This is a genomic window from Bradyrhizobium sp. USDA 4503, assembly GCF_054055815.1.
Genome location: NZ_JBSRXS010000001.1, coordinates 1393289 through 1411981, shown reverse-complemented (window position 1 = coordinate 1411981; position 18693 = coordinate 1393289). Strand labels below are relative to the sequence as shown.

Annotated in this window: 19 protein-coding genes; 14 read left to right on the top strand and 5 right to left on the bottom strand. The window is 64.6% G+C overall.

What is annotated here, in order from left to right; translation table 11 throughout:
- Positions 1-11: 11 nt before the first annotated feature.
- Positions 12-266 carry a hypothetical protein gene (locus ACVMIH_RS06800; protein ID WP_028332017.1) on the top strand — a complete coding sequence of 85 codons (255 nt, stop codon included), beginning with the start codon at positions 12-14 and terminating at the stop codon, positions 264-266.
- 173 nt (positions 267-439) lie between these two features.
- On the opposite strand, the gene ACVMIH_RS06795 is transcribed toward ACVMIH_RS06800, so the two are convergent.
- On the bottom strand, positions 440-697 hold the full coding sequence (locus ACVMIH_RS06795; RefSeq protein ID WP_456856059.1) for a hypothetical protein: 258 nt from the start codon (positions 695-697) through the stop codon (positions 440-442).
- 112 nt (positions 698-809) lie between these two features.
- Between ACVMIH_RS06795 and ACVMIH_RS06790 the strand changes: the two genes are divergently transcribed.
- A complete protein-coding gene (locus ACVMIH_RS06790) occupies positions 810-2879 on the top strand; it encodes an ATP-dependent helicase (protein WP_057018677.1) in 2070 nt (689 codons plus the stop codon).
- A 159-nt stretch (positions 2880-3038) separates the two neighbouring features.
- On the opposite strand, the gene ACVMIH_RS06785 is transcribed toward ACVMIH_RS06790, so the two are convergent.
- The 3 genes from ACVMIH_RS06785 to ACVMIH_RS06775 all read right to left on the bottom strand — a co-directional run bounded on the left by ACVMIH_RS06785 (position 3039) and on the right by ACVMIH_RS06775 (position 4150).
- Entirely contained in the window at positions 3039-3314 is a 276-nt protein-coding gene (locus ACVMIH_RS06785) for an adenylate/guanylate cyclase domain-containing protein (RefSeq protein ID WP_245311613.1), read from the bottom strand.
- A complete protein-coding gene (locus ACVMIH_RS06780; protein WP_245311614.1) occupies positions 3259-3768 on the bottom strand; it encodes an adenylate/guanylate cyclase domain-containing protein in 510 nt (169 codons plus the stop codon). Before ACVMIH_RS06780 ends, ACVMIH_RS06785 begins: the two co-directional genes overlap by 56 nt.
- Positions 3769-3853: 85 nt before the next feature.
- Positions 3854-4150: a PilZ domain-containing protein gene (locus ACVMIH_RS06775; protein WP_456861031.1), complete on the bottom strand. Its 297-nt coding sequence runs from the start codon at positions 4148-4150 to the stop codon at positions 3854-3856.
- A gap of 219 nt (positions 4151-4369) precedes the next feature.
- Between ACVMIH_RS06775 and ACVMIH_RS06770 the strand changes: the two genes are divergently transcribed.
- The 3 genes from ACVMIH_RS06770 to ACVMIH_RS06760 are packed head-to-tail and all read left to right on the top strand — an operon-like array spanning position 4370 to position 7402.
- The gene (locus ACVMIH_RS06770) at positions 4370-5776 is read left to right on the top strand and encodes an MFS transporter (protein ID WP_057018679.1); all 1407 of its coding nucleotides are present in this window, start codon (positions 4370-4372) and stop codon (positions 5774-5776) included.
- Between the two features lie 12 nt (positions 5777-5788).
- Entirely contained in the window at positions 5789-6976 is a 1188-nt protein-coding gene (locus tag ACVMIH_RS06765; RefSeq protein ID WP_057018680.1) for an acyl-CoA dehydrogenase family protein, read from the top strand.
- Between the two features lie 24 nt (positions 6977-7000).
- Positions 7001-7402: a VOC family protein gene (locus ACVMIH_RS06760; RefSeq protein ID WP_063790124.1), complete on the top strand. Its 402-nt coding sequence runs from the start codon at positions 7001-7003 to the stop codon at positions 7400-7402.
- Positions 7403-7704: 302 nt separating this feature from the next.
- On the opposite strand, the gene ACVMIH_RS06755 is transcribed toward ACVMIH_RS06760, so the two are convergent.
- Positions 7705-8451 (bottom strand): Spy/CpxP family protein refolding chaperone, encoded by a 747-nt coding sequence (locus tag ACVMIH_RS06755; protein ID WP_057018682.1) that lies wholly within the window; start codon positions 8449-8451, stop codon positions 7705-7707.
- A gap of 455 nt (positions 8452-8906) precedes the next feature.
- Here ACVMIH_RS06755 and ACVMIH_RS06750 point away from each other — a divergent pair, with 455 nt between their 5' ends.
- The 9 genes from ACVMIH_RS06750 to ACVMIH_RS06710 all read left to right on the top strand — a co-directional run bounded on the left by ACVMIH_RS06750 (position 8907) and on the right by ACVMIH_RS06710 (position 18420).
- Positions 8907-10247 carry an ABC transporter substrate-binding protein gene (locus ACVMIH_RS06750; protein ID WP_057018683.1) on the top strand — a complete coding sequence of 447 codons (1341 nt, stop codon included), beginning with the start codon at positions 8907-8909 and terminating at the stop codon, positions 10245-10247.
- A 116-nt stretch (positions 10248-10363) separates the two neighbouring features.
- Positions 10364-11302: a carbohydrate ABC transporter permease gene (locus ACVMIH_RS06745; protein WP_016847560.1), complete on the top strand. Its 939-nt coding sequence runs from the start codon at positions 10364-10366 to the stop codon at positions 11300-11302.
- Positions 11302-12213: a carbohydrate ABC transporter permease gene (locus tag ACVMIH_RS06740; RefSeq protein WP_057018684.1), complete on the top strand. Its 912-nt coding sequence runs from the start codon at positions 11302-11304 to the stop codon at positions 12211-12213. The genes ACVMIH_RS06745 and ACVMIH_RS06740 overlap by 1 nt, the downstream gene beginning before the upstream one ends.
- A 4-nt stretch (positions 12214-12217) precedes the next feature.
- Positions 12218-13318, top strand: a complete 1101-nt coding sequence (locus ACVMIH_RS06735; protein ID WP_057018685.1) for an ABC transporter ATP-binding protein — start codon at positions 12218-12220, stop codon at positions 13316-13318.
- A 29-nt stretch (positions 13319-13347) separates the two neighbouring features.
- Entirely contained in the window at positions 13348-14337 is a 990-nt protein-coding gene (locus ACVMIH_RS06730; RefSeq protein ID WP_057018686.1) for a hydroxyacid dehydrogenase, read from the top strand.
- Positions 14338-14406: 69 nt separating this feature from the next.
- Positions 14407-15831, top strand: coding sequence for an amidase (locus tag ACVMIH_RS06725; RefSeq protein ID WP_456861029.1), 1425 nt, complete (start codon positions 14407-14409; stop codon positions 15829-15831).
- A gap of 100 nt (positions 15832-15931) precedes the next feature.
- Positions 15932-16597 (top strand): hypothetical protein, encoded by a 666-nt coding sequence (locus tag ACVMIH_RS06720; RefSeq protein WP_057018687.1) that lies wholly within the window; start codon positions 15932-15934, stop codon positions 16595-16597.
- Between the two features lie 55 nt (positions 16598-16652).
- On the top strand, positions 16653-17426 hold the full coding sequence (locus ACVMIH_RS06715) for a transporter substrate-binding domain-containing protein (protein WP_456861027.1): 774 nt from the start codon (positions 16653-16655) through the stop codon (positions 17424-17426).
- A gap of 172 nt (positions 17427-17598) precedes the next feature.
- Positions 17599-18420, top strand: a complete 822-nt coding sequence (locus ACVMIH_RS06710; protein ID WP_456861025.1) for a DUF2147 domain-containing protein — start codon at positions 17599-17601, stop codon at positions 18418-18420.
- Positions 18421-18693: the final 273 nt, after the last annotated feature.

Below are 18693 nucleotides of genomic sequence, written 5' to 3'. Positions count from 1 at the left end.
GGGAGCCTGACGTGCTGGAGTTGGAGAAGCGGTCGCCGCTTGCGTTCCCGATTACGCTGAAGGACGGGCGAACGCTCGCGACGGTCGGCGACGCCGCGGACTACCTGTCCGCGCTAAACCTGGATCAGCGCGAGCGCGGCTACTGGAAGACGGCGATCATGATGTTCAACAACGCCATGCGCGAGCCGAGCTATCTGAAGATCGCAACCATGAACCTCCGGTCCGCGCTCGTGTATGACCGCCTGGTCGATGACGTTGGCCCGTGATTGTGGTGCCGCGGCTACAGCCGAATCGGCGGTGGTTGCGTAAGGCGCTGTTCGTTATGGCCGCAAACAAGGTAACGGCGGTACACGCGACGGCCGGGTGCGCAATGCGCTTCAGCCGCACTCTCGGGCCGCCTTGGAGGGCCAATGGAACACCAAGGCGGCTCGTTTTCTTTTCAAAGCAGTTTCGCGCGGACGAACAGCATCCGCAACGCGTTGGTCGCTTGCACCGTCAGCATGGCGTTACCGGCCGCTCTCTCGAGCGCAACCAATGCCTCGTCATGCAGCGAGCGGAACTCCATCCATTCGACGGCGCTGAGATTGCTGATGAAGCTATAGGCCTGGCCGACGGTCGCGAGCGTCACCGTCTCGCCGTTCAGCCGCACGTTGAACGTCGCCTTCAGCGGCGTGTCGGATTTGGATACGTCACCCATGGCGGGGTTGTGCGCCGCGCCGCGTTAATGTCAATCTAATTTCTCTGCGTCCGCCTCGGCGCGCCGGCCCCAATGAATCGCAATGTCTGTTAGCGTTTCGTGGGGGTGATTCGTGACTGATCTTGCCAACACAGCCTATCTCGATGCGCTCAATGCCGAGCAGCGCCGCGCTGTCGAGCACGGGGTCGGCAAGGATTGCATCGTCGGCGCGCCGCTGTTGGTGATCGCGGGCGCGGGGTCCGGCAAGACCAACACCCTCGCCCATCGCGTCGCGCATCTGATCGTCGCTGGCGCCGATCCGCGCCGCATCCTGTTGATGACCTTTTCGCGGCGCGCCGCCGCCGAGATGGCCGGCCGCGTCGAGCGCATTGCGCGCCGCGTGCTCGGCGATCGCGCCTCGGTCATGACCGACGCGCTGAGTTGGGCCGGCACGTTCCACGGCATCGGCGCGCGGCTGCTGCGCGAATTCGCCGAGCGTATCGGCCTCGACCCGGCCTTCACGATCCATGACCGCGAGGATTCCGCCGACCTGATCAATCTGGTCCGCCACGATCTCGGGCTCTCCGGCACCGAAAGCCGGTTCCCCACCAAGGGCACCTGCGTTGCGATCTATTCGCGCTGCGTGAACGCGGAGATGCCGATCGAGGCCGTGCTCGGCCAGTTCTTCCCGTGGTGCTCCGGTTGGGCCAGTGAATTGAAACAGCTGTTCGGGGCCTATGTCGAAGCCAAGCAGCGGCAGAACGTGCTCGATTACGACGACCTCCTGCTCTACTGGGCGCAGATGGTGACGGACGCCGCCCTGGCCGAGGAGATCGGCGGCCGCTTCGACCATGTGATGGTCGACGAATATCAGGACACCAACCGCCTGCAGTCCTCGATCCTGCTCGCACTCAAGCCCGCGGGCCGCGGGCTCACCGTGGTCGGTGACGACGCGCAGTCGATCTATTCGTTCCGCGCCGCCACCGTGCGCAACATCCTTGACTTCCCGGCCCAGTTCAGCCCGGCCGCCGAGATCGTCACGCTCGATCGCAACTATCGCTCGACGCAGCCGATCCTGTCGGCCGCCAATGGCGTGATCTCGCTCGCCAAGGAACGCTTCACCAAGAACCTGTGGACCGACCGGACCTCGACCCGCAAGCCGCTGCTCGTCACGATCCGCGACGAGGCCGATCAGGCCCGTTACATCGTCGAGCAGGTGCTGGCCAATCGCGAGGAAGGCACCCTGTTGAAGCACCAGGCGGTGCTGTTCCGCACCTCCTCGCACAGCGGACCGCTGGAGGTCGAACTGACCCGCCGCAACATTCCGTTCGTGAAATTCGGCGGCCTCAAATTCCTCGACGCCGCGCATGTCAAGGACATGCTGGCGCTGCTGCGCTTCGCCGCCAATCCGCGCGACCGGGTTGCAGGTTTTCGCATCCTGCATCTGTTGCCCGGCGTCGGACCGGCCTCGGCGCAGCGGGTGCTCGACCGCATGACCGAGGCCGCCGATCCGATTGCTGCGCTCGTCGCGCTGCCCGCTCCGCCCCGCGCCGGTGCGGACTGGCGGCTGTTCGTGGAGGCCATCGAGAACCTTCGCTACTCGGAATGGCCCGTCGATATCGAACGCGCCCGCCTCTGGTACGAACCGCATCTCGATCGCATCCACGAGGACAGCGAGGTACGCCGCGCCGATCTCATTCAGCTCGAGCAGATCGCCGCCGGCTACCCGTCACGCGAACGTTTTCTCACCGAGCTTACGCTCGATCCACCCGATGCGACCAGCGACCAGGCTGGCGTGCCGTTGCTCGATGAGGATTATCTGATCCTGTCGACGGTCCATTCCGCCAAGGGCCAGGAATGGAAATCCGTCTATGTGCTCAATGTCGTCGACGGCTGCATGCCCTCCGACCTCGGCGCCGGCACGTCGGCCGAACTCGAGGAGGAGCGCCGCCTGCTCTACGTCGCGATGACCCGCGCCAAGGACGATCTGCATCTGCTGGTGCCGCAGCGCTTCTTCGTTCACGGCCAGGCCGCCAAGGGCGACCGCCACATGTATGCCTCGCGCACCCGCTTCATCCCGGAACGACTGCTGCCGATGTTCGAGCGGACCACCTGGCCGCGCGCCGCGGCCGCGCAGGCCTCCGCGGCCAACCGCGCGCCGCCGATCGACATCGGCGCCCGGATGCGCGGCATGTGGCGCTGACGCCGGTTCGAAGCTTTTCATCCGGGCTGGAACCAAGCCGCCGACCTTGCGTTGAGGCGGCGTTCGTAATCGGCAAACGACCATCCCCGACGGCTTCGGCGCGCAGTTGCACGCTGGAGCCGTCTTTTTTGCGCCGCGTCAATTCACGCGAAAGCCAATTCACGCAGGAAATAATGTGACGGGCTGGTCGAAGCGCTTCAGGGTGTAATCGGCACCGGCTGCCGTGATCATGTCGCGGGTTCGATCCCGCACGGCCGTCGTCACAAGGATCTCGCCTGACCTGGCGGCCGCCTGCGCGCGTGCCGCGCGATTGACCACCGTGCCGACTGCCGTCAGGTCGCGGTGGGCCTGGCCGAACTCACCGAAATTGGTGTCACCGCTATCCAATCCGATTCCGATGCCGATCTCGATGTCGCCGGCGCCGATCGCCCGCACCAGCGCATCGTGCCTGTCGCGAAAACTGCGCTGGATCTGGCGCGCCGCGAGCAAGGCCTGCACGGAGATCGTCGCGCCGCACCGGGAAATTGAAGATCGCGAACACGGCATCGCCGATGGTCTTGTTGAGGATGCCGTCATAGCGCCAGATCGCGGCGGCGCAGTCGTCGTAGAACGCGTCGAGCAGCGAGGTCAGCCCGTCCTGCGCGATGGTCTGCGTCAGCGTGGTGTAGCCGCGCGGATCGGCGAACAGGATGGTGGCGTCGATGATCACGGCGCGCGCCTCCATGATCTTCGAGAAGGCCATCTCGCAGATCGTGCATGTGTTCGGGTTCATGCGGCTCGGCCGGACGCCGAACAGACGCAACGGCGCCGCCAAAGGACCGCGCAACGGGATCGGCATATGCAGATTTTGCCAGCAGCCAAGGCAGATCGTTGCAGGTTCCGGATTCATCGGCGGATCACCTGCTGTTCCAGCAACGAAACCCGGGCTCCTTGGCATGCTGGTTCATGGGCGTCCGCAATCGAGATTGCCGCGCTCAGGCGGTCGCCACGAAACTCACTCCAATTCGCGTCTTCTTGCTCCAGATCACCTGACACTCATAGACGATAGAGGCGTCGCGGGCCATCACCAGCCGGAATCTGTGTGGGACGAAGGCCGGATTCTCGACCTCGATGGCCGCCCCTTCCGGCGAGATGTTCACGATCGTGCAATGCATGACCGAACCGCCCGACGAGACATAGCCGGGTTCATTGACCTCGGTTCGCGGATGCTTGCGCTTTTCGTCCACCCGGCTGCTCCCCGCTTCCTCCACGCAAACGTGGGCGATCGGCATTGCAGAAGTCAACGGCTCCGGCGGCTCACATCGGGCTTTCGCACCACCATTTGTGCGCAGCAGTACGCCGAACCGCTTATCGCGCGAATGCAGATGAGCCCCGCGTCGGCGCGGGCTTGTCGTTCGCGCTGGCACGAGGATAGCCTCATCCTATGGGCGATGCGCTGGCGCGACGCACGCTCCGGGGAACAATGAACAGGCGCCATGGGGAGACGCGCCATGTTCGAGATTCTCGATCGCCGGACGACTCTGACCGGCAACCAGATCAAGATCCTTGCGGCGGCCATCATCGGCGATGCGCTGGAATTCTTCGACTACTTCCTGATCGGCTTCGTGCTCGCGTTCCTGATCGGACCGTGGAAGCTCACCTTCGGCCAGTCGGCCACCGTGCTGATGAGTTCCGGCATCGGCGCCATCCTCGGCGCCTACCTCTGGGGCTGGCTCGCTGACCGGGTCGGTCGACGTATCGTCTTCATCGGCACGGTGCTGAACTTCTCGATCGCGACCGGCCTGCTCTATTTCACACCCGATAATGGCTGGGTCTATCTGGCGATCCTGCGCTTCTTCGTCGGAACCGGCGTCGGCGGTCTTTATTGTGTCGACCTGCCGCTGGTGCAGGAGTTCATGCCCTCGCACAAGCGCGGCTGGGTCGGCGGCCTCGTCACCTGCGTGATCCCGCTCGGCGTCGGCCTCGGCGCCGTGCTCGGAGCCGTCATGGGAACCGATCAGTGGCGGCTGTTGTTTGCGATCGGCGTGCTGCCGTCGGTCCTGGTGCTGCTGGTCCGGATCTGGGTTCCGGAGTCGCCGCGCTGGCTGTGCCGGCAAGGACGCTATGACGAAGCCCGCAAGTCGCTGGCCTGGGCGCTGCAGGTGCCGCCTTCGGAGCTGCCGCTGCCGAGCGCGGCCGACGCCGGTCCGATCATCACCACGAGCTGGTTCGATCTGTTCAAATATCCGCGCAGCCTGATCGTCTCCTGGCTCGGCAATGCCGGCGCGCAAACCGGCGTCTACGGCATCACGCTATGGGCGCCCGCACTGTTCGTGCTGCTGCTGAAGGTGACGCCGCAGGAAGCTGCCAAGATGATGATCCTGCTCAGCATCACCGGCTTCCTCGGCCGCATCTCGTTCTCCTGGTTCTCGGAGCTGCTCGGACGGCGCGTTGCCGGCGGCCTGCTCGGCTTCGGCGCCGGCGCGCTGACCATCATTGCCGGCTACCACTACGACGCAACTTTGTTCGGCATGTCGGCATTCTGGCTGCTGCTGGCCGCCGCCTTCTTCTTTGCCGACGGCGGCTTTGCGATCGTCGGGCCCTACGCGGCGGAGGTCTGGCCGTCGCATCTGCGCACCACCGGCATGGGCTCGGCCTATGGCTTCGGCGGCATCGGCAAGATCATCGGGCCGGTCGGTCTTGCGCTGATCGTCGGTTCGAACAACTACCTCAAGCCCGACGTGCCACTGACCCAGATCCCGACCGCCTTTGTCTATCTCGGCTGCTGGTTCCTGATGGCGGGGGCCGTCTATTTGTTCTTCGGGCTCGAGACCCGGGGCAAGTCGATCGAGCAGATCGACAAGGAGCTCAATGCGACGGCCGACGTCGCGGCCTCCGCAACGATCCGGCGCGCCTGAGGGAGGCCGAACATGAATGTGACTGCTGCGGACCTTATCGGTGATCGCGACGTGATTGCCCGCGCCGAGGCGATCAGGGACACGGTGGCGGCCGCCTCCAACGATATCGAAACGACGCGCCGCCTGCCGCCCGACTTGCTCGACCGGCTGCATGAGGCGCGGCTATTCCGCCTGCTGCTGCCGCGTTCAACCAACGGGATCGAAACCGACCCGGTCACCTTCTTCCATGCCATCGAGACCATCGCCAAGGCGGATGCCTCGACGGCGTGGTGCCTGAGCCAGGCCGGCGGCTGCGCGATGTCGGCGGCCTATCTCGACCTGCCGGTCGCGCAGGAAGTGTTTGCCGACCCGCGTGCCGTGCTGGCCTGGGGCCCCGGCCCGAAGGTCAAGGCCATCGAGTGCGAGGGCGGCTACCGCGTCACCGGGGTCTGGTCGTTTGCCTCGGGCGGGCGGCACGCCACTTGGCTCGGTGCGCACTGCCCGGTCTATGCCGCGGACGGCTCGCCGCGCCGGGATGCCAATGGCGAGCAGGTCGAGCGCACCATGCTGGTGCGGACCGAAGACGTCGAATGGACCGACATCTGGAACACGGTCGGATTGCGCGGTACCGCCAGCGACCAGTTCGCGCTCGACGATGTCTTCGTCCGCGCGGACCATTCGATCACCCGCGAATTCGACCGCGAGTGCCGCGAGGACGGCCCGCTGTACCGGATGAGCAACCACACCTGCTACCAGATCGGCTTTGCCGGGGTCGCCTGCGGCATTGCCCGCAGCGCGCTCGACAATTTCGTCGACGTCGCCCGCAACAAGGTGCCGCGCGGCATGAAGAAGACGCTGCGGGACAATGCGGTCGTGCAGTCCGGCCTCGCCCAAGCCGAGGTCAATCTGCGCGCCGCCCGCGCCTTCCTGCTGCAGTCGATGGCCGACATCTGGAAGGATCTGGTTGCCGGCCACAGCATCACGGTGGCACAGCGCATGACGATCCGAATGGCGGCCACGCACGCCATCCACAAGGCGCGGGAGGCCGTCGATTTCGCCTACAACACCGCAGGCGCCACTGCGATCTTCGACGGCCATCCGCTGGAGCGGCGCTTCCGCGACATCCACACCGTGACGCAGCAATTGCAGGGCCGCTTCAGTCATTTCGAGACGGTCGGCGCCTGGATGCTGGGTGCCGATGCCGACCTCAGCTTCGTTTAACCCGATTTCTCAAGGAGAAGAACCATGCCATTGGGCGGACTACAGCATTACACCATCGAGCCGCAGGATCTGGAGAAGACCAAGGCGTTCTATTGCGATGTGCTCGGGCTCGAGAACGGCGAACGGCCGCCGCTCGATTTCCCCGGCTACTGGCTCTATTCCGGCGGTCAGGCCACCGTCCATCTGATGGGCACCCGCAAGCCCCGCGACGGCATCGTGGTGCGCGGCACCGCGAAGAAATATGAGGACACCGGCCGCCTCGACCATATCGCCTTTGCCGCCAGCGACGTCGAAGCCGTGCGCAAGCGCCTGCAGTCGAAGAACGTCACCTTCCGTGAGCAGATCGTGCCGCGCACCGGTGACACCCAGATATTCCTCTACGATCCCGACGGCGTCGGCGTGGAGCTGAACTTCCCGAAGAGCTAAGCGCCGGCTTTTCCGGATCGCTGGTTGCCGGCGTAGCCGTCCGAAGGACATCGCCGCTTTTGCGCGCCGATGTCCCGACCGTTGACGGCTCAATCCGCGCTGGCCTCAGGCGCTGTGGATGGTTCCCGACAAGGCCCTGACTCGGCGATCACTCGGGCGTGATCCGGTCCGTTTTTCTTCAACATTGAATGACGAATTAACCGGGCCGCGCCGCTGCGGCAGAATAGCCGGGTGCTGCGCCTTTAACCTACCCCAGGGCTTGGTGGCCCGGCTATTCGTCCCCACTTGGCCGGCGAGGCCTCTTAGTCGAGCCCGCGTTCGTGGCTCAGGCGGACCATTTCGTTGATGAAGATTTGTTTCTGCTTGTCGTCGAGGCTGGCAAATAACGGCTCGGCGGCGTCGGCGACGCCGCGCTGATCGACCGCCCGGTCATTGAGGAACTGGGCCTCGTTGCGCATCTGCTCGATGATGTCATCCGGCGGATCGCGCTGTGCCCGCGCGATGCGCAGGTTGAGGCGGTCGGCGCCGTTGTGGCCGAGATAGTGCATCGCACTGTTGAAGCCGGCCCAGTTCTTCTCCTGCTCCGGCGTCAGGTTGAGCTCCTTCTTGATCCGTTCGATGTTGGCGTCGCTGTTGGCGACGATCTGTTCGGCCGTCAGCTGCGGCGCGCCGGCCTGGGTCAGCACGGTCGGCGCTTGCTTCGCACCCTTGTCCTTGGCGGCGGCCTTGGCCGACTTGGAGGCCTTGGCGCCCTTGTCGCCGGCCGCCGCGCCCTGTGCGTTCTTGCCGCTGCCGGGAGCGTTATTGCCATTGTTGCCGGTCAGTACTCCGGTGACGCCGGTCACCACTCCGACAACGCCGCCGATCGCTCCGCCGAGAACGCCGCCGACCGGCCCGGCAGCCTTGTTGCCCTCGCGCGCCCCCTTTTCGACGCCCTGCACGATCTGCGCATCGACCATATGAGGCACTGCGAGCAACGTGACGGTGGCGGCCCCAACCGCGGCGCACAATCTCCATTGTGCGCGCAGCTTCGCTACCGGGATGAGCATGATCGGGTCTCCGTGATCGGTGGTGGATTGCGGAATTGATGCGGGAGTAGGTTCGACAAATCCGGACTTTAGCGTTTCCGGCTTCAGCAAGTCTATCGGCCGCGCCGGGGCATCAACATGGCGGAACAGAGTTCGCTGAGGCTTGATCGGAAAGCTGCGGCTCAACCGCGCACCGTCTGCGACCTTGTCTGCGTCGCCGCCCGCGTGCGTCGCAGCATGATCGCAAGACGCACGGCAAACCGCCGGCAACTGCAGTGATGCGAACGGCACTGCCTGCTATTTGACCACAACGTTAGTTCTAGTTGGCATCAGCATCTCGTTTCTCGACAGATGCCGGCAATTCTGTTCTGATCGGTTTCAACGCAATCCCGCGACGTCGCGCAAACGCGACGCACAAAAAAGAACAACGGGATTCAAAAAGTCTTTTGTCCGTCGGCTACCAGGGAGGGAATGCCATGTCACGGAAGAAGCTCTCGCGCCGAGAATTCGTCGCAGCGACAGCGCTGTCATCGGCCGCGCTGATTACAGCCCCCTACGTGCGTGGCGCCTACGCAGCCGGAAAGCTCTCGATGGGCTTCTGGGATCACTGGGTGCCCGGCGCGAACAGTGCGTCCACCGAGCTGGTCAATGAATGGGCTGCCAAGGAGAAAGTCGAGGTCCAAATCGACTACATCACCAGCCAGGGCAACAAGAACATCGTCACCATCGCCGCCGAAGCGCAGGCGAAATCCGGTCACGATATTTTCCAGATGCCGACATGGTGGCCGCAGGCTAACGCCGAGCTGCTAGAGCCGGTCAACGACATCATGGATCCGCTCCTCAAGCTGAACGGCGATGTCAACGGCACGGTGAAATATCTCGGCCAGGCCGGTGGTAAATGGCTCGGCGTTCCCGCCAGCGTCGGCAGCCAGATCAAGGGTCCCTGCTCACGCATCGACCTGATGAAGAAACACGCCAACATCGACGTGCAGGAGATGTATCCGGTCGGAAGCGAGCCGAAAGCCGATAACTGGACCCTCGATACGTTCCTCAAGGCGGCTGAAGCCTGCCACAAGGCCGGATTCCCGTTCGGTATCGGCCTCGGCGAAACCAGCGACAGCGTCGACACCGCCGGCGCGATCTTCCAGTCGTTCGGCGCGCAGCTGGTCGATGCCAAGGGCAATCTCACCGTCAAGACCGACGCGGTGCGCCAGGCCCTCGACTACTACAAGAAGCTGCTCGCCTTCCTGCCGCCCGATGTGTCGGCATGGGACGACGCTTCCAACAACAAGTGGCTGGTCGCCGGCAAGGGCGCGATGATCCTGAATCCGCCGAGCGCGTGGGCGGTCGCCAAGCGCGATGCTCCGCAAGTCGCCGAGCAGTGCTGGACGCACGGGTTCCCGGCCGGGCCGAAGGGACGCTTCGCGCCCTATCTGCCGTTCTTCTGGTCGATCTGGTCGTTCTCGAAGAACAAGGAGGCGGCCAAGAGCCTGCTGTCCCACCTGTCGCAACCCGCATCGATCGAGAAGATGGTCGTCGCAAGCGGTGGTTATGACCTGCCGGCCTACGAAAAGCTCACGACCTTGAAGGTCTGGGCGGAGCAAGCGCCGCCAAAGGGGACGCTCTACCACTATCCGAACCCCTACAAGCACCAGACGCTGTCGATTGCGGCCTCGCCCGCGCCGCCCAAGATCGCGCAGCAGATCTACTTCCAGGCCACGCTGACCAAGATGTGCCTGCGGTACTACCAGGGTGAAAGCATGGAAAAGACGCTCGCCTGGGCCGAGGGCGAGTGCGAAGGCTTCATGCGAAGCTGACGACAAGCGAGGTCTCGCGCGACCACCCGTAATGTTGGCCGCGCGAGGTCCCGTCTTCACATCCCAGCCGCCGGACCGGCGAGCTGTGCAACCAACCCGCGCGAGGGACCTGCGTTATGGTTGATGTCGCATTCCAATCCAACCGCGCAGCCGCTGCCCAGACGGGACGAAGGCGCGCCGGCCTGCGCAACGCGCTGCGGCGCAAGTCGATGGCCGCGTTCCTGATGACCTTGCCGCTGATCCTCCTGATCGCGATCCTGGTGCTCTACCCGGCCCTCTACTCCTTGCACCTCGCAACGCTGAACAAGGCGATGACGAAGTTCGTCGGGTTCGGCAATTTCGAGTTCCTGTTCAAGCGCGACACCTTCTGGCTGGTGGTCAAGCAATCCTGCATTTTCGCGATCTCGGCGGTGATCTTCAAAGCCCTGATCGGCTTCATCGTCGCGCATTTCGTGCACAACGTACCCGCCAACAAGCAGCGCAAGTGGCGAGGCATGCTGCTGGTGCCGTGGGTGATCCCGCCGGCGATGAGCACGCTGGCGTGGCTCTGGCTGTTCGACCCCTCCTACAGCGCCTTCAACTACACGCTTTCCTTCTTCGGCATCGGGCCGATCCCGTGGACCGGCGATGCGATGTGGGCGCGCTTCTCGGTGATCCTGGTCAACGTCTGGTACGGCGCGCCGTTCTTCATGATCATGTATCTGGCGGCGTTGAAATCGGTACCCGACCAGCTTTATGAGGCGGCCGCTATCGACGGCGCCAATTGGTGGCAGCGCATCTGGTACGTTACGCTGCCGATGATGCGCAACATCATCGCGATCACGACGCTGTTCTCGCTGATCGTGACCTTCGCCAATTTCGACATCGTGCGCATCCTGACCGCGGGCGGGCCGCTCGACCATACCCATATCTTCGCCACCTGGGCGTTCCGCGTCGGCATCGAGGGCAGTGATGTGCCGCTCGGCGCCAGCGTTTCGCTGTTCATGGTGCCGATCCTCGCGGTCGCGGCGATCTTCATCCTGCGCGACATCACCAAACGCGGGAACGAAGCCTGATGAGCTCGCTGACGATCGACAAGTCCGGACCGACCCGCAAGGTCAAGTACGGCAGCATGAGCCGCGACCGCGCCTGGGCGCTACGCTGGTCCTATTTCTTCCTGGTGCTGTTTGCGATCTTCTCGCTGACGCCGCCGATCTACATGCTGATCACCTCGCTGAAGAGCAGCGCCGAGATCTCGGCCGCGACCAATCCGTGGTGGGTCTATCATCCGACATTCAGCAACTACATTGAGCTGCTGACCTCGAACCAGTTCCTGCGCTTCTTCTGGAACTCGGCCTGGGTCTCGATCATCGTGGTCACCATCACGATGCTGATCAGCGTGCCGGCGGCCTTTGCGCTGGCGCGGATGAAATTCTGGGGCTCGGCGACGCTCGCGACCGGCGTGTTCCTCACCTATCTCATTCCGGACAGCCTGCTGTTCATCCCGCTGTTCAAGATGTTCGCCGTGTTCGGCGACTGGACCGGCATCCAGCTGGTCAATCGCTGGTACGTACTGCTGTTCATCTACCCGACGCTGACGGTACCGTTCTGCACCTGGATCATGATCGGCTATTTCGCCTCGATCCCGAAGGAGCTCGACGAGGCGGCGATCATCGACGGCGCGAGCTGGTTCCAGACGCTGACCCGGATCTTCATCCCGGTCGCGCTGCCCGGCCTGATCGCGGCCACGATCTTCGCCTTCACCGTCTCCTGGGCTCAGTTCCTCTATCCGCTGGTGTTCACGACATCGACCGATCAGCTGGTGCTGCCGGTCGGCATCATCACGACCCTGATCAAGGGTGACGTCTTCAACTGGGGACAGATCATGACCGGCGCCCTGCTCGGCGCCGCGCCGCCGCTGATCATCTATGCCTTCCTGATGGACTACTACATTGCTGGCCTGACCGCCGGTGCGACAAAGGGTTGAACTTATGGCTGATGTCAGTTTGCGGAAGGTTGTGAAGCGTTACGATGAGGTCGAGGCGGTGCGCGGCATCGACCTTGATATCGCCGACCATGAGTTCGTGGTGCTGGTCGGGCCGAGCGGCTGCGGCAAGTCGACGACGCTGCGGATGATCGCCGGCCTCGAGGACATTTCCGACGGCGACATCATGATCGGCGGCGACGTCGTCAACGACGTGCCGCCGAAGGACCGCGACATCGCGATGGTGTTCCAGAACTATGCGCTCTATCCGCATATGACCGTTGCCGAGAACATGTCGTTCGGCCTGCGGCTGAAGCACTATCCCAAGGCCGAGATCAAGAGCCGGGTCACCGAGGCAGCCCGCATGCTCGACATCACCGACCTGATCGACCGCAAGCCGAAGCAGCTCTCCGGCGGCCAGCGCCAGCGCGTCGCGATGGGGCGGGCGATCGTGCGCAATCCGAAGGTGTTCCTGTTTGACGAGCCGCTGTCCAACCTCGACGCCAAGCTGCGCGTGCAGATGCGGATCGAGATCAAGAAGGTGCACCAGAAGGTCCGCACCACGACGGTCTACGTCACCCACGACCAGGTCGAGGCGATGACGCTTGCCGACCGCGTCGTGGTGATGAATCACGGCAGGATCGAGCAGATCGGCACGCCCAACGAGCTCTACCACAAGCCGGCGACCCGGTTCGTCGCAAGCTTCATCGGCTCGCCCGCGATGAATTTCGTGCCCTGTCGGCTCGAGGACACCGGCGGCAAGCTCAACGTGCGGCTGACCGATCGCCTCGCTTTCACGCTGCCGCCGGCACGCGCCGCCCGCTACCAGGCTCTCTCCCGCACCGACAAGCTGTTGCTGGGCATCCGGCCCGAGCACGTCATGGAGGCGCGGCCGCATGCCGAACCGGGCATCGAGCCGTTCGACGCGACGCTCGACGTCACCGAGCCGATGGGGATGGAGACCCTGGTCTATTTCACGCTGGAGGGCACCCAGGTCTGCGGCCGGGTCAATCCCAATGCCGGTGCGCAGGATGGCAGCCCGCTCCGATTGGCTGTGGACCTCAACAATATGCATTTGCTAAACGAGGTGACCGGCGTCGTCCTTTGACGGCGCACAAGAAACCTCAAGGGCAGGAAATGGCCACCAACAAGAAGAAGATTTTCGTCACCCAGACTTTGTCACCGGGGGCACGGGTGCTCCTCAACGAGCGGGACGACGTAGAACTCATCGAATTTCCCAACCTGATCTCCGCCAAGGACTTTCAGACCATGCTCGAGCAGCATGCGCCGGTCCATGGCGTGGCGCTGGGCGCAACCCGCTTCGGCGAGGCGGAGCTGGAGGCGTCCAAGGGCATGATGGTGGTGACCCGGATCGGTGTCGGCTATGACGCCGTCGACGTTCCGGCGCTGTCGCGCCGCAAGGTGCCGCTGATGGTCGCAGGCACGGCGAACTCGCCGTCGGTCGCCGAACAAGCTGTGTTCATGATGCTGACGCTGGCCAAGCGCGCGCAGGAAATGCACACGATGGTCAAGGACGGCACCTGGGCGAGCCGGCTCGGCGTGCTGCCGTTCGATCTCTACGGCAAGACCGTCCTGATCGTTGGCTTCGGCCGCATCGGCACCCGCACCGCCAAGCGCTGCCTCGCCATGGAAATGAACGTGCTGGTCTACGATCCCTACAAGCCCGCCAGCGAGATCACGGCTGCCGGCTGCGAGGCCGTGTCGAACCTCGAAGCGGCGCTGCCGCGGGCGGACTTCGTCACGATCCATTGCCCGAAGAATCCCGAAACCGTCGGGCTGTTTAACGCCGCGCGGATCAGGTTGATGAAGCCGACCGCCTATCTCATCAACACCGCCCGCGGCGGCATCGTCGACGAGACGGCGCTGCACGACGCGCTGGTGTCAGGCAAGCTCGCCGGTGCCGGCCTCGACGTGTTCGAGGTCGAGCCGCCGCCGGTCGGCCAGCCCCTGCACGCTTTGCCCAACGTGATCATGGCGCCGCACGTCGCGGGCGTCACGGTCGAGGCCGTCGATCGCATGAGCGAGCAGACCGCACGCAATATCCTGAGCGTGCTGGATGGCAATCCGCTGCGCCAGAATGTGATCAACCAGGACGTCCTCGGCTGAGCTTTCAGCCTTCCTCGTTTGCGCCGCGGCCGATCCGAAACGATCGGCCCGGCGATGCGGAGTACCCACATGGCCTTCAAGGAATTCGGCAACTACGATGCGGTCGGTCTCGCCGAACTCGTCCGCAACAAGGACGTGACGCCGAAGGAGCTGCTCGACGAGGCGATCGCGCGCACCGCCGCCGTCGATCCGAAGATCAACGCGGTCGTCGTCAAGCATTACGACTATGCCGAGCGCCAGATCGCCAGAGGGCTGGCTGACGGTCCCTTCACCGGCGTGCCGTTCCTGCTGAAGGACCTCGATCTGCTCGAAGGCACCCGCACCACGTCGGGCGCCAGCCTGCTGAAGGACTTCGTCGCCGATCACAACGGCACCCTGGCCCAGCGTTTCCTCGATGCCGGGCTTGCAATCTTCGGCAAGAGCTCGAGCCCGGAATTCGGGCTGATGCCGACGACGGAATCCCGTCTGTTCGGCCCGACCCGCAATCCCTGGAATCTCGACCATTCCTCCGGCGGCTCGTCCGGCGGCGCTGGGGCTGCGGTCGCGGCCCGCATCCTGCCCGTCGCGCATGCCAGCGACGGCGGCGGGTCGATCCGGATCCCCGCCTCCGCCTCCGGCGTGTTCGGCATGAAGCCGACGCGTGCCCGCAACCCCTGCGGGCCCGATCGCGGCGAAGGCTGGGGCGGCTTCTCCGTCGGCCATGTGCTGAGCATCAGCGTCCGCGACAGCGCGGTGATGATGGATGCGATCCACGGTCCGGAGCCGTCGAGCCTCTATGTCGCGCCGCCGCCGGAGCGACCGTTCTCGCAGGAAGTCGGCCGCGATCCCGGCCATTTGCGCATCAGCTTCACCGACAAGTCGCCCTACGGCGATGCGATCGATCCCGAGATCGCTGCGGCGGTGCGCGACATAGCCAAGCTGCTGGCGGGCCTCGGCCATCACGTCGAGGAACGTGCGCCGCCGCTTGCGGCCGATCCCGCCGCAGTCATGACGACCATCGTCGGAGGCAACACAGCGCTGACCATCCGTCTGCTCGAGCAGCGCGTCGGGCGCACCCTGACGTCGGACGATGTCGAGCGGCTCACGCTCGCCAGCGCCCAGAATGCGACCAAGATGAACCCGGCCGACTACGTGGCCGCGCAGCTTGCAGCGTTCCAGATCTCGCGCGCGCTTGCGACCTTCTTCGAAGGTTGCGACATCTTCCTCAGCCCGACGCTGTGCGCGCCGCCGCTCCGCCTCGGCGAGCTGAACACGATGTCCGAGGACCTCGGCCACATCGCGCCGGTGCTGCGCCGCTACATGCCGGGCACCTCGATGTTCAACATGTCCGGACAGCCGGCGATGTCGGTGCCGCTGGCCTGGAACAAGGCCGGTCTGCCGCTCGGCATGATGTTCGCGGCCAAGCTCGGCGAGGAAGGGCTGCTGTTCCGCCTGGCCGGCCAGCTCGAACAGGTCCGCCCCTGGAAGGACCGGCGTCCGCCGGTTTGCGCGTAGGCCCCACCGAAGCGCCCGGGCTGACAAAGGCCAGTCAGATCAGGTAGATAGGAATGGCGTCGGCGCGATTCCGCCAACGCCGAGCCTGGGAGACCGAACCGTGAGTGACCCGACCGACAATGCGCTCGCCGCAATCGCGAGCATCCTCGATCAGACGACGACACCTCCCGAGAAGGCCAAATCGTCCGACAAGACGGCGGATAAGGAAGCCGAGCCCGCCAAGGAGCCTCCGGTCTCCATCGCGATGCCGCCGCCCCTTCCGTCGTCAGTCGAAGTCGTATCAGTCGAGACCGTGTCCATCACGACCGTGTCCGTCGAGGCCGCGCCCGCCGAGTCGTCGGCGGGCGAGCCGCCGCCGGTCGAGGCGTCCGAACCGGTCGAACAGCCCGAGGCAAGTAAAGCTGAAGCAAGTGAACCGGAGCCAACCGAACCGGAGCCGAGCCAGCCGGAAGCGGAGCCGGAGTCGATCCAGCCGCCGCCCCAACCGATCGAGGCCAATGGCTATTCCAAGTCCGGCCCAGGACCAATGGCCGCGCTGCGCTTCCGCTGGACGGTGCGCCAGGACGGCGCCCAATATTATGTCGACGAGACCGTCGGCGAGGCATCGACCCCGCTCGTCAACGGCCCGATGGAGCGGGACGCCGCGATCAAATTCGTCGACGATCGCGAGGCCCAAGCGCGGCGGCGCTTCGAGCATTTCAAGCACGAGATGCTCAGCCGCACTGCAAGCGTCGTTCAGGCGAGCAAGGACAGCAACGAGGCCTGAGACGCGATACGTGCCCTTCGGGCATCGCAATCAAATGCGGATGGAGAAGACCTCGATGTTTCGCGCGCTGGCCGGCCTCGCTCTCGCTTTGCTCCTGTCCGCCGCGCACGCGCAGCAGGCGCCGTCCCGGCTCGATGAGATCGTCAAGCGCGGCATCCTGCGCGTCGGCATGACCGGCGACTATTTGCCCTTCACCTATCTCGACAAGGAGACCAAGGCCTTCCGCGGCTTCGATGTCGACATGGCGCAGTCGCTCGGCAAGGCGCTCGGCGTCAAGGTCGAGTTCGTGCCGACATCGTGGCCGCAGATGACCAAGGATTTCGAGGCCGACGATTTCGACATCGCGATGGGCGGCGTCACCATCACCTTCGATCGGCAGAAGAAGGGTCTGTTCTCGACGCCGATCATGCGCGAAGGCAAGACGCCGATCGCGCGCTGCGCCGACAAGGGCAAGTTTGAGACGATCGCCGAGATCGACAAACCCGGCACCCGAGTCATCGTCAATCCCGGCGGCACCAACGAGCGCTTCGCGCGCGCCCACGTGAAAACCGCCGAGATCCGCGTCTTCAACGACAACACCAAGATCTTCGACGAGATCGCCAAGGGCGACGCCGACCTGATGATGACCGATGCGTCCGAGACGCGCTATCAGCAGAAGCTGCATCCCGGCGTGCTGTGCGCCGTGCATCCCGACAAGCCGTTCGACTTCGCGGAAAAGCCCTACTGGATGCAGCGCGACGTCGCCTTGAAGGCGTTCGTCGACCAATGGCTTCACATCGCGCGCGAAGATGGCAGCTACGCGAGGATCTACGCCGCGTGGTTCGAATAGCCCGCGCCGCGCGCATAATTTGAAGGGCACGGCCTGAAACCAGACCGTAATCCAGCGATTTGAACCTAGACCGCGAGGATACGACTCATGTTCTGACCGTGATCTGGGACACGTTCAACGGGGTGGTCACCGGATAGCCTTGCGAGCGAGGCTCCCTGCACCGGAGGTCGAGATGAGAAAGCTTCTGGCGATCGCCACGCTCGTGCTGGCAAGCACGGCCGCAGCGCAGGCGCAGTACACATTCGATTACGGCGGCCGCACTATTCGCATCGATCCCGATCGCGGCACGGTTTCGATCCCCGGCGTCTACGACAATACTCCCCGCCGCACCAAACGCGCCAAAAGCGAGGACACCGAGCAGAAGCGCAAGGCTCCGAAGGAAGCCAACACGGACGCCAAGTCGGACACTAAGACGAATTCCCAGGCCGCGCCGCCCAGCGCGCCAGCAGCGGCTGCTCCGCCTGCCGTCGATCAGGCCGCCGTCCCGCCGGCGCCTGCCGCAACGGCAGAGCCGCCCAGCACGGGCGTTGCGGCCACGCCGCCTTCAGCTACAGCCGCGACCACACCGCCGCCGCCCGCGGCGCCAGCCGTCCAGCAAACTGCGCCGGCTGCAAAGCCCACCACCGCTCCAACGGTCGGCGCCGCCTCGCCGAGCGCTCCGGTGCCCAAGCCCCTCGCCAATCCCGTGCAAGCAGCGAACTCGCCGCTCGGCGTCTGGCTCACCGAAGAAAAGGAAGGCAAAATCCGCATCGAGCAATGTGGCGCCAATCTCTGCGGCTACGCCGTCGACAAGAAATCGAACGCCAACGGCGAACAGGTGCTGATCAACATGAAGCCGGGCAAGGACAAGTGGAGCGGCCGCATCTTCGATCCGAACAGCGGCAGCACCTACGATTCCACCATCGCGATGAAGAGCCCGGACACGCTGCGCGTCCAGGGCTGTGCGTTCGGCGGCATGTTCTGCGGCGGCCAGACTTGGACGCGGGTGAATTGATTGCCTGCAAATCGTAGCCCGGATGGAGCGAAGCGTAATCCGGGATTTTCACCATGGGAGAGACCGCCCCGGATTGCGCTTCGCTCCATCCGGGCTTCTGTAACGGGCCTTGGTTAGTCAATCCCTTTTCGCGTCATCCACTCGCCGGGCACTTGCTTCTGTACGGGATCGGCGCGAAGGCCGTCGCCTGATGGGGTGCATTGAGGAGCCGGCCGGCCAATCTACGGATTGCGTGGTCGTGAGCCACTTCCCGGATGGCGGCCTGACCGGATC

Excerpts from the sequence above, each read along its gene's own strand:
- ACVMIH_RS06795 (WP_456856059.1), bottom strand. The coding sequence starts at position 697 with ATGGGTGACGTATCCAAATCCGACACGCCGCTGAAGGCGACGTTCAAC.
- ACVMIH_RS06780 (WP_245311614.1), bottom strand. The coding sequence starts at position 3,768 with ATGAATCCGGAACCTGCAACGATCTGCCTTGGCTGCTGGCAAAATCTG.
- ACVMIH_RS06775 (WP_456861031.1), bottom strand. The coding sequence starts at position 4,150 with ATGCCGATCGCCCACGTTTGCGTGGAGGAAGCGGGGAGCAGCCGGGTG.
- ACVMIH_RS06770 (WP_057018679.1), top strand. The coding sequence starts at position 4,370 with ATGTTCGAGATTCTCGATCGCCGGACGACTCTGACCGGCAACCAGATC.
- ACVMIH_RS06765 (WP_057018680.1), top strand. The coding sequence starts at position 5,789 with ATGAATGTGACTGCTGCGGACCTTATCGGTGATCGCGACGTGATTGCC.
- ACVMIH_RS06760 (WP_063790124.1), top strand. The coding sequence starts at position 7,001 with ATGCCATTGGGCGGACTACAGCATTACACCATCGAGCCGCAGGATCTG.
- ACVMIH_RS06755 (WP_057018682.1), bottom strand. The coding sequence starts at position 8,451 with ATGCTCATCCCGGTAGCGAAGCTGCGCGCACAATGGAGATTGTGCGCC.
- ACVMIH_RS06750 (WP_057018683.1), top strand. The coding sequence starts at position 8,907 with ATGTCACGGAAGAAGCTCTCGCGCCGAGAATTCGTCGCAGCGACAGCG.
- ACVMIH_RS06745 (WP_016847560.1), top strand. The coding sequence starts at position 10,364 with ATGGTTGATGTCGCATTCCAATCCAACCGCGCAGCCGCTGCCCAGACG.
- ACVMIH_RS06740 (WP_057018684.1), top strand. The coding sequence starts at position 11,302 with ATGAGCTCGCTGACGATCGACAAGTCCGGACCGACCCGCAAGGTCAAG.
- ACVMIH_RS06735 (WP_057018685.1), top strand. The coding sequence starts at position 12,218 with ATGGCTGATGTCAGTTTGCGGAAGGTTGTGAAGCGTTACGATGAGGTC.
- ACVMIH_RS06730 (WP_057018686.1), top strand. The coding sequence starts at position 13,348 with ATGGCCACCAACAAGAAGAAGATTTTCGTCACCCAGACTTTGTCACCG.
- ACVMIH_RS06725 (WP_456861029.1), top strand. The coding sequence starts at position 14,407 with ATGGCCTTCAAGGAATTCGGCAACTACGATGCGGTCGGTCTCGCCGAA.
- ACVMIH_RS06715 (WP_456861027.1), top strand. The coding sequence starts at position 16,653 with ATGTTTCGCGCGCTGGCCGGCCTCGCTCTCGCTTTGCTCCTGTCCGCC.
- ACVMIH_RS06710 (WP_456861025.1), top strand. The coding sequence starts at position 17,599 with ATGAGAAAGCTTCTGGCGATCGCCACGCTCGTGCTGGCAAGCACGGCC.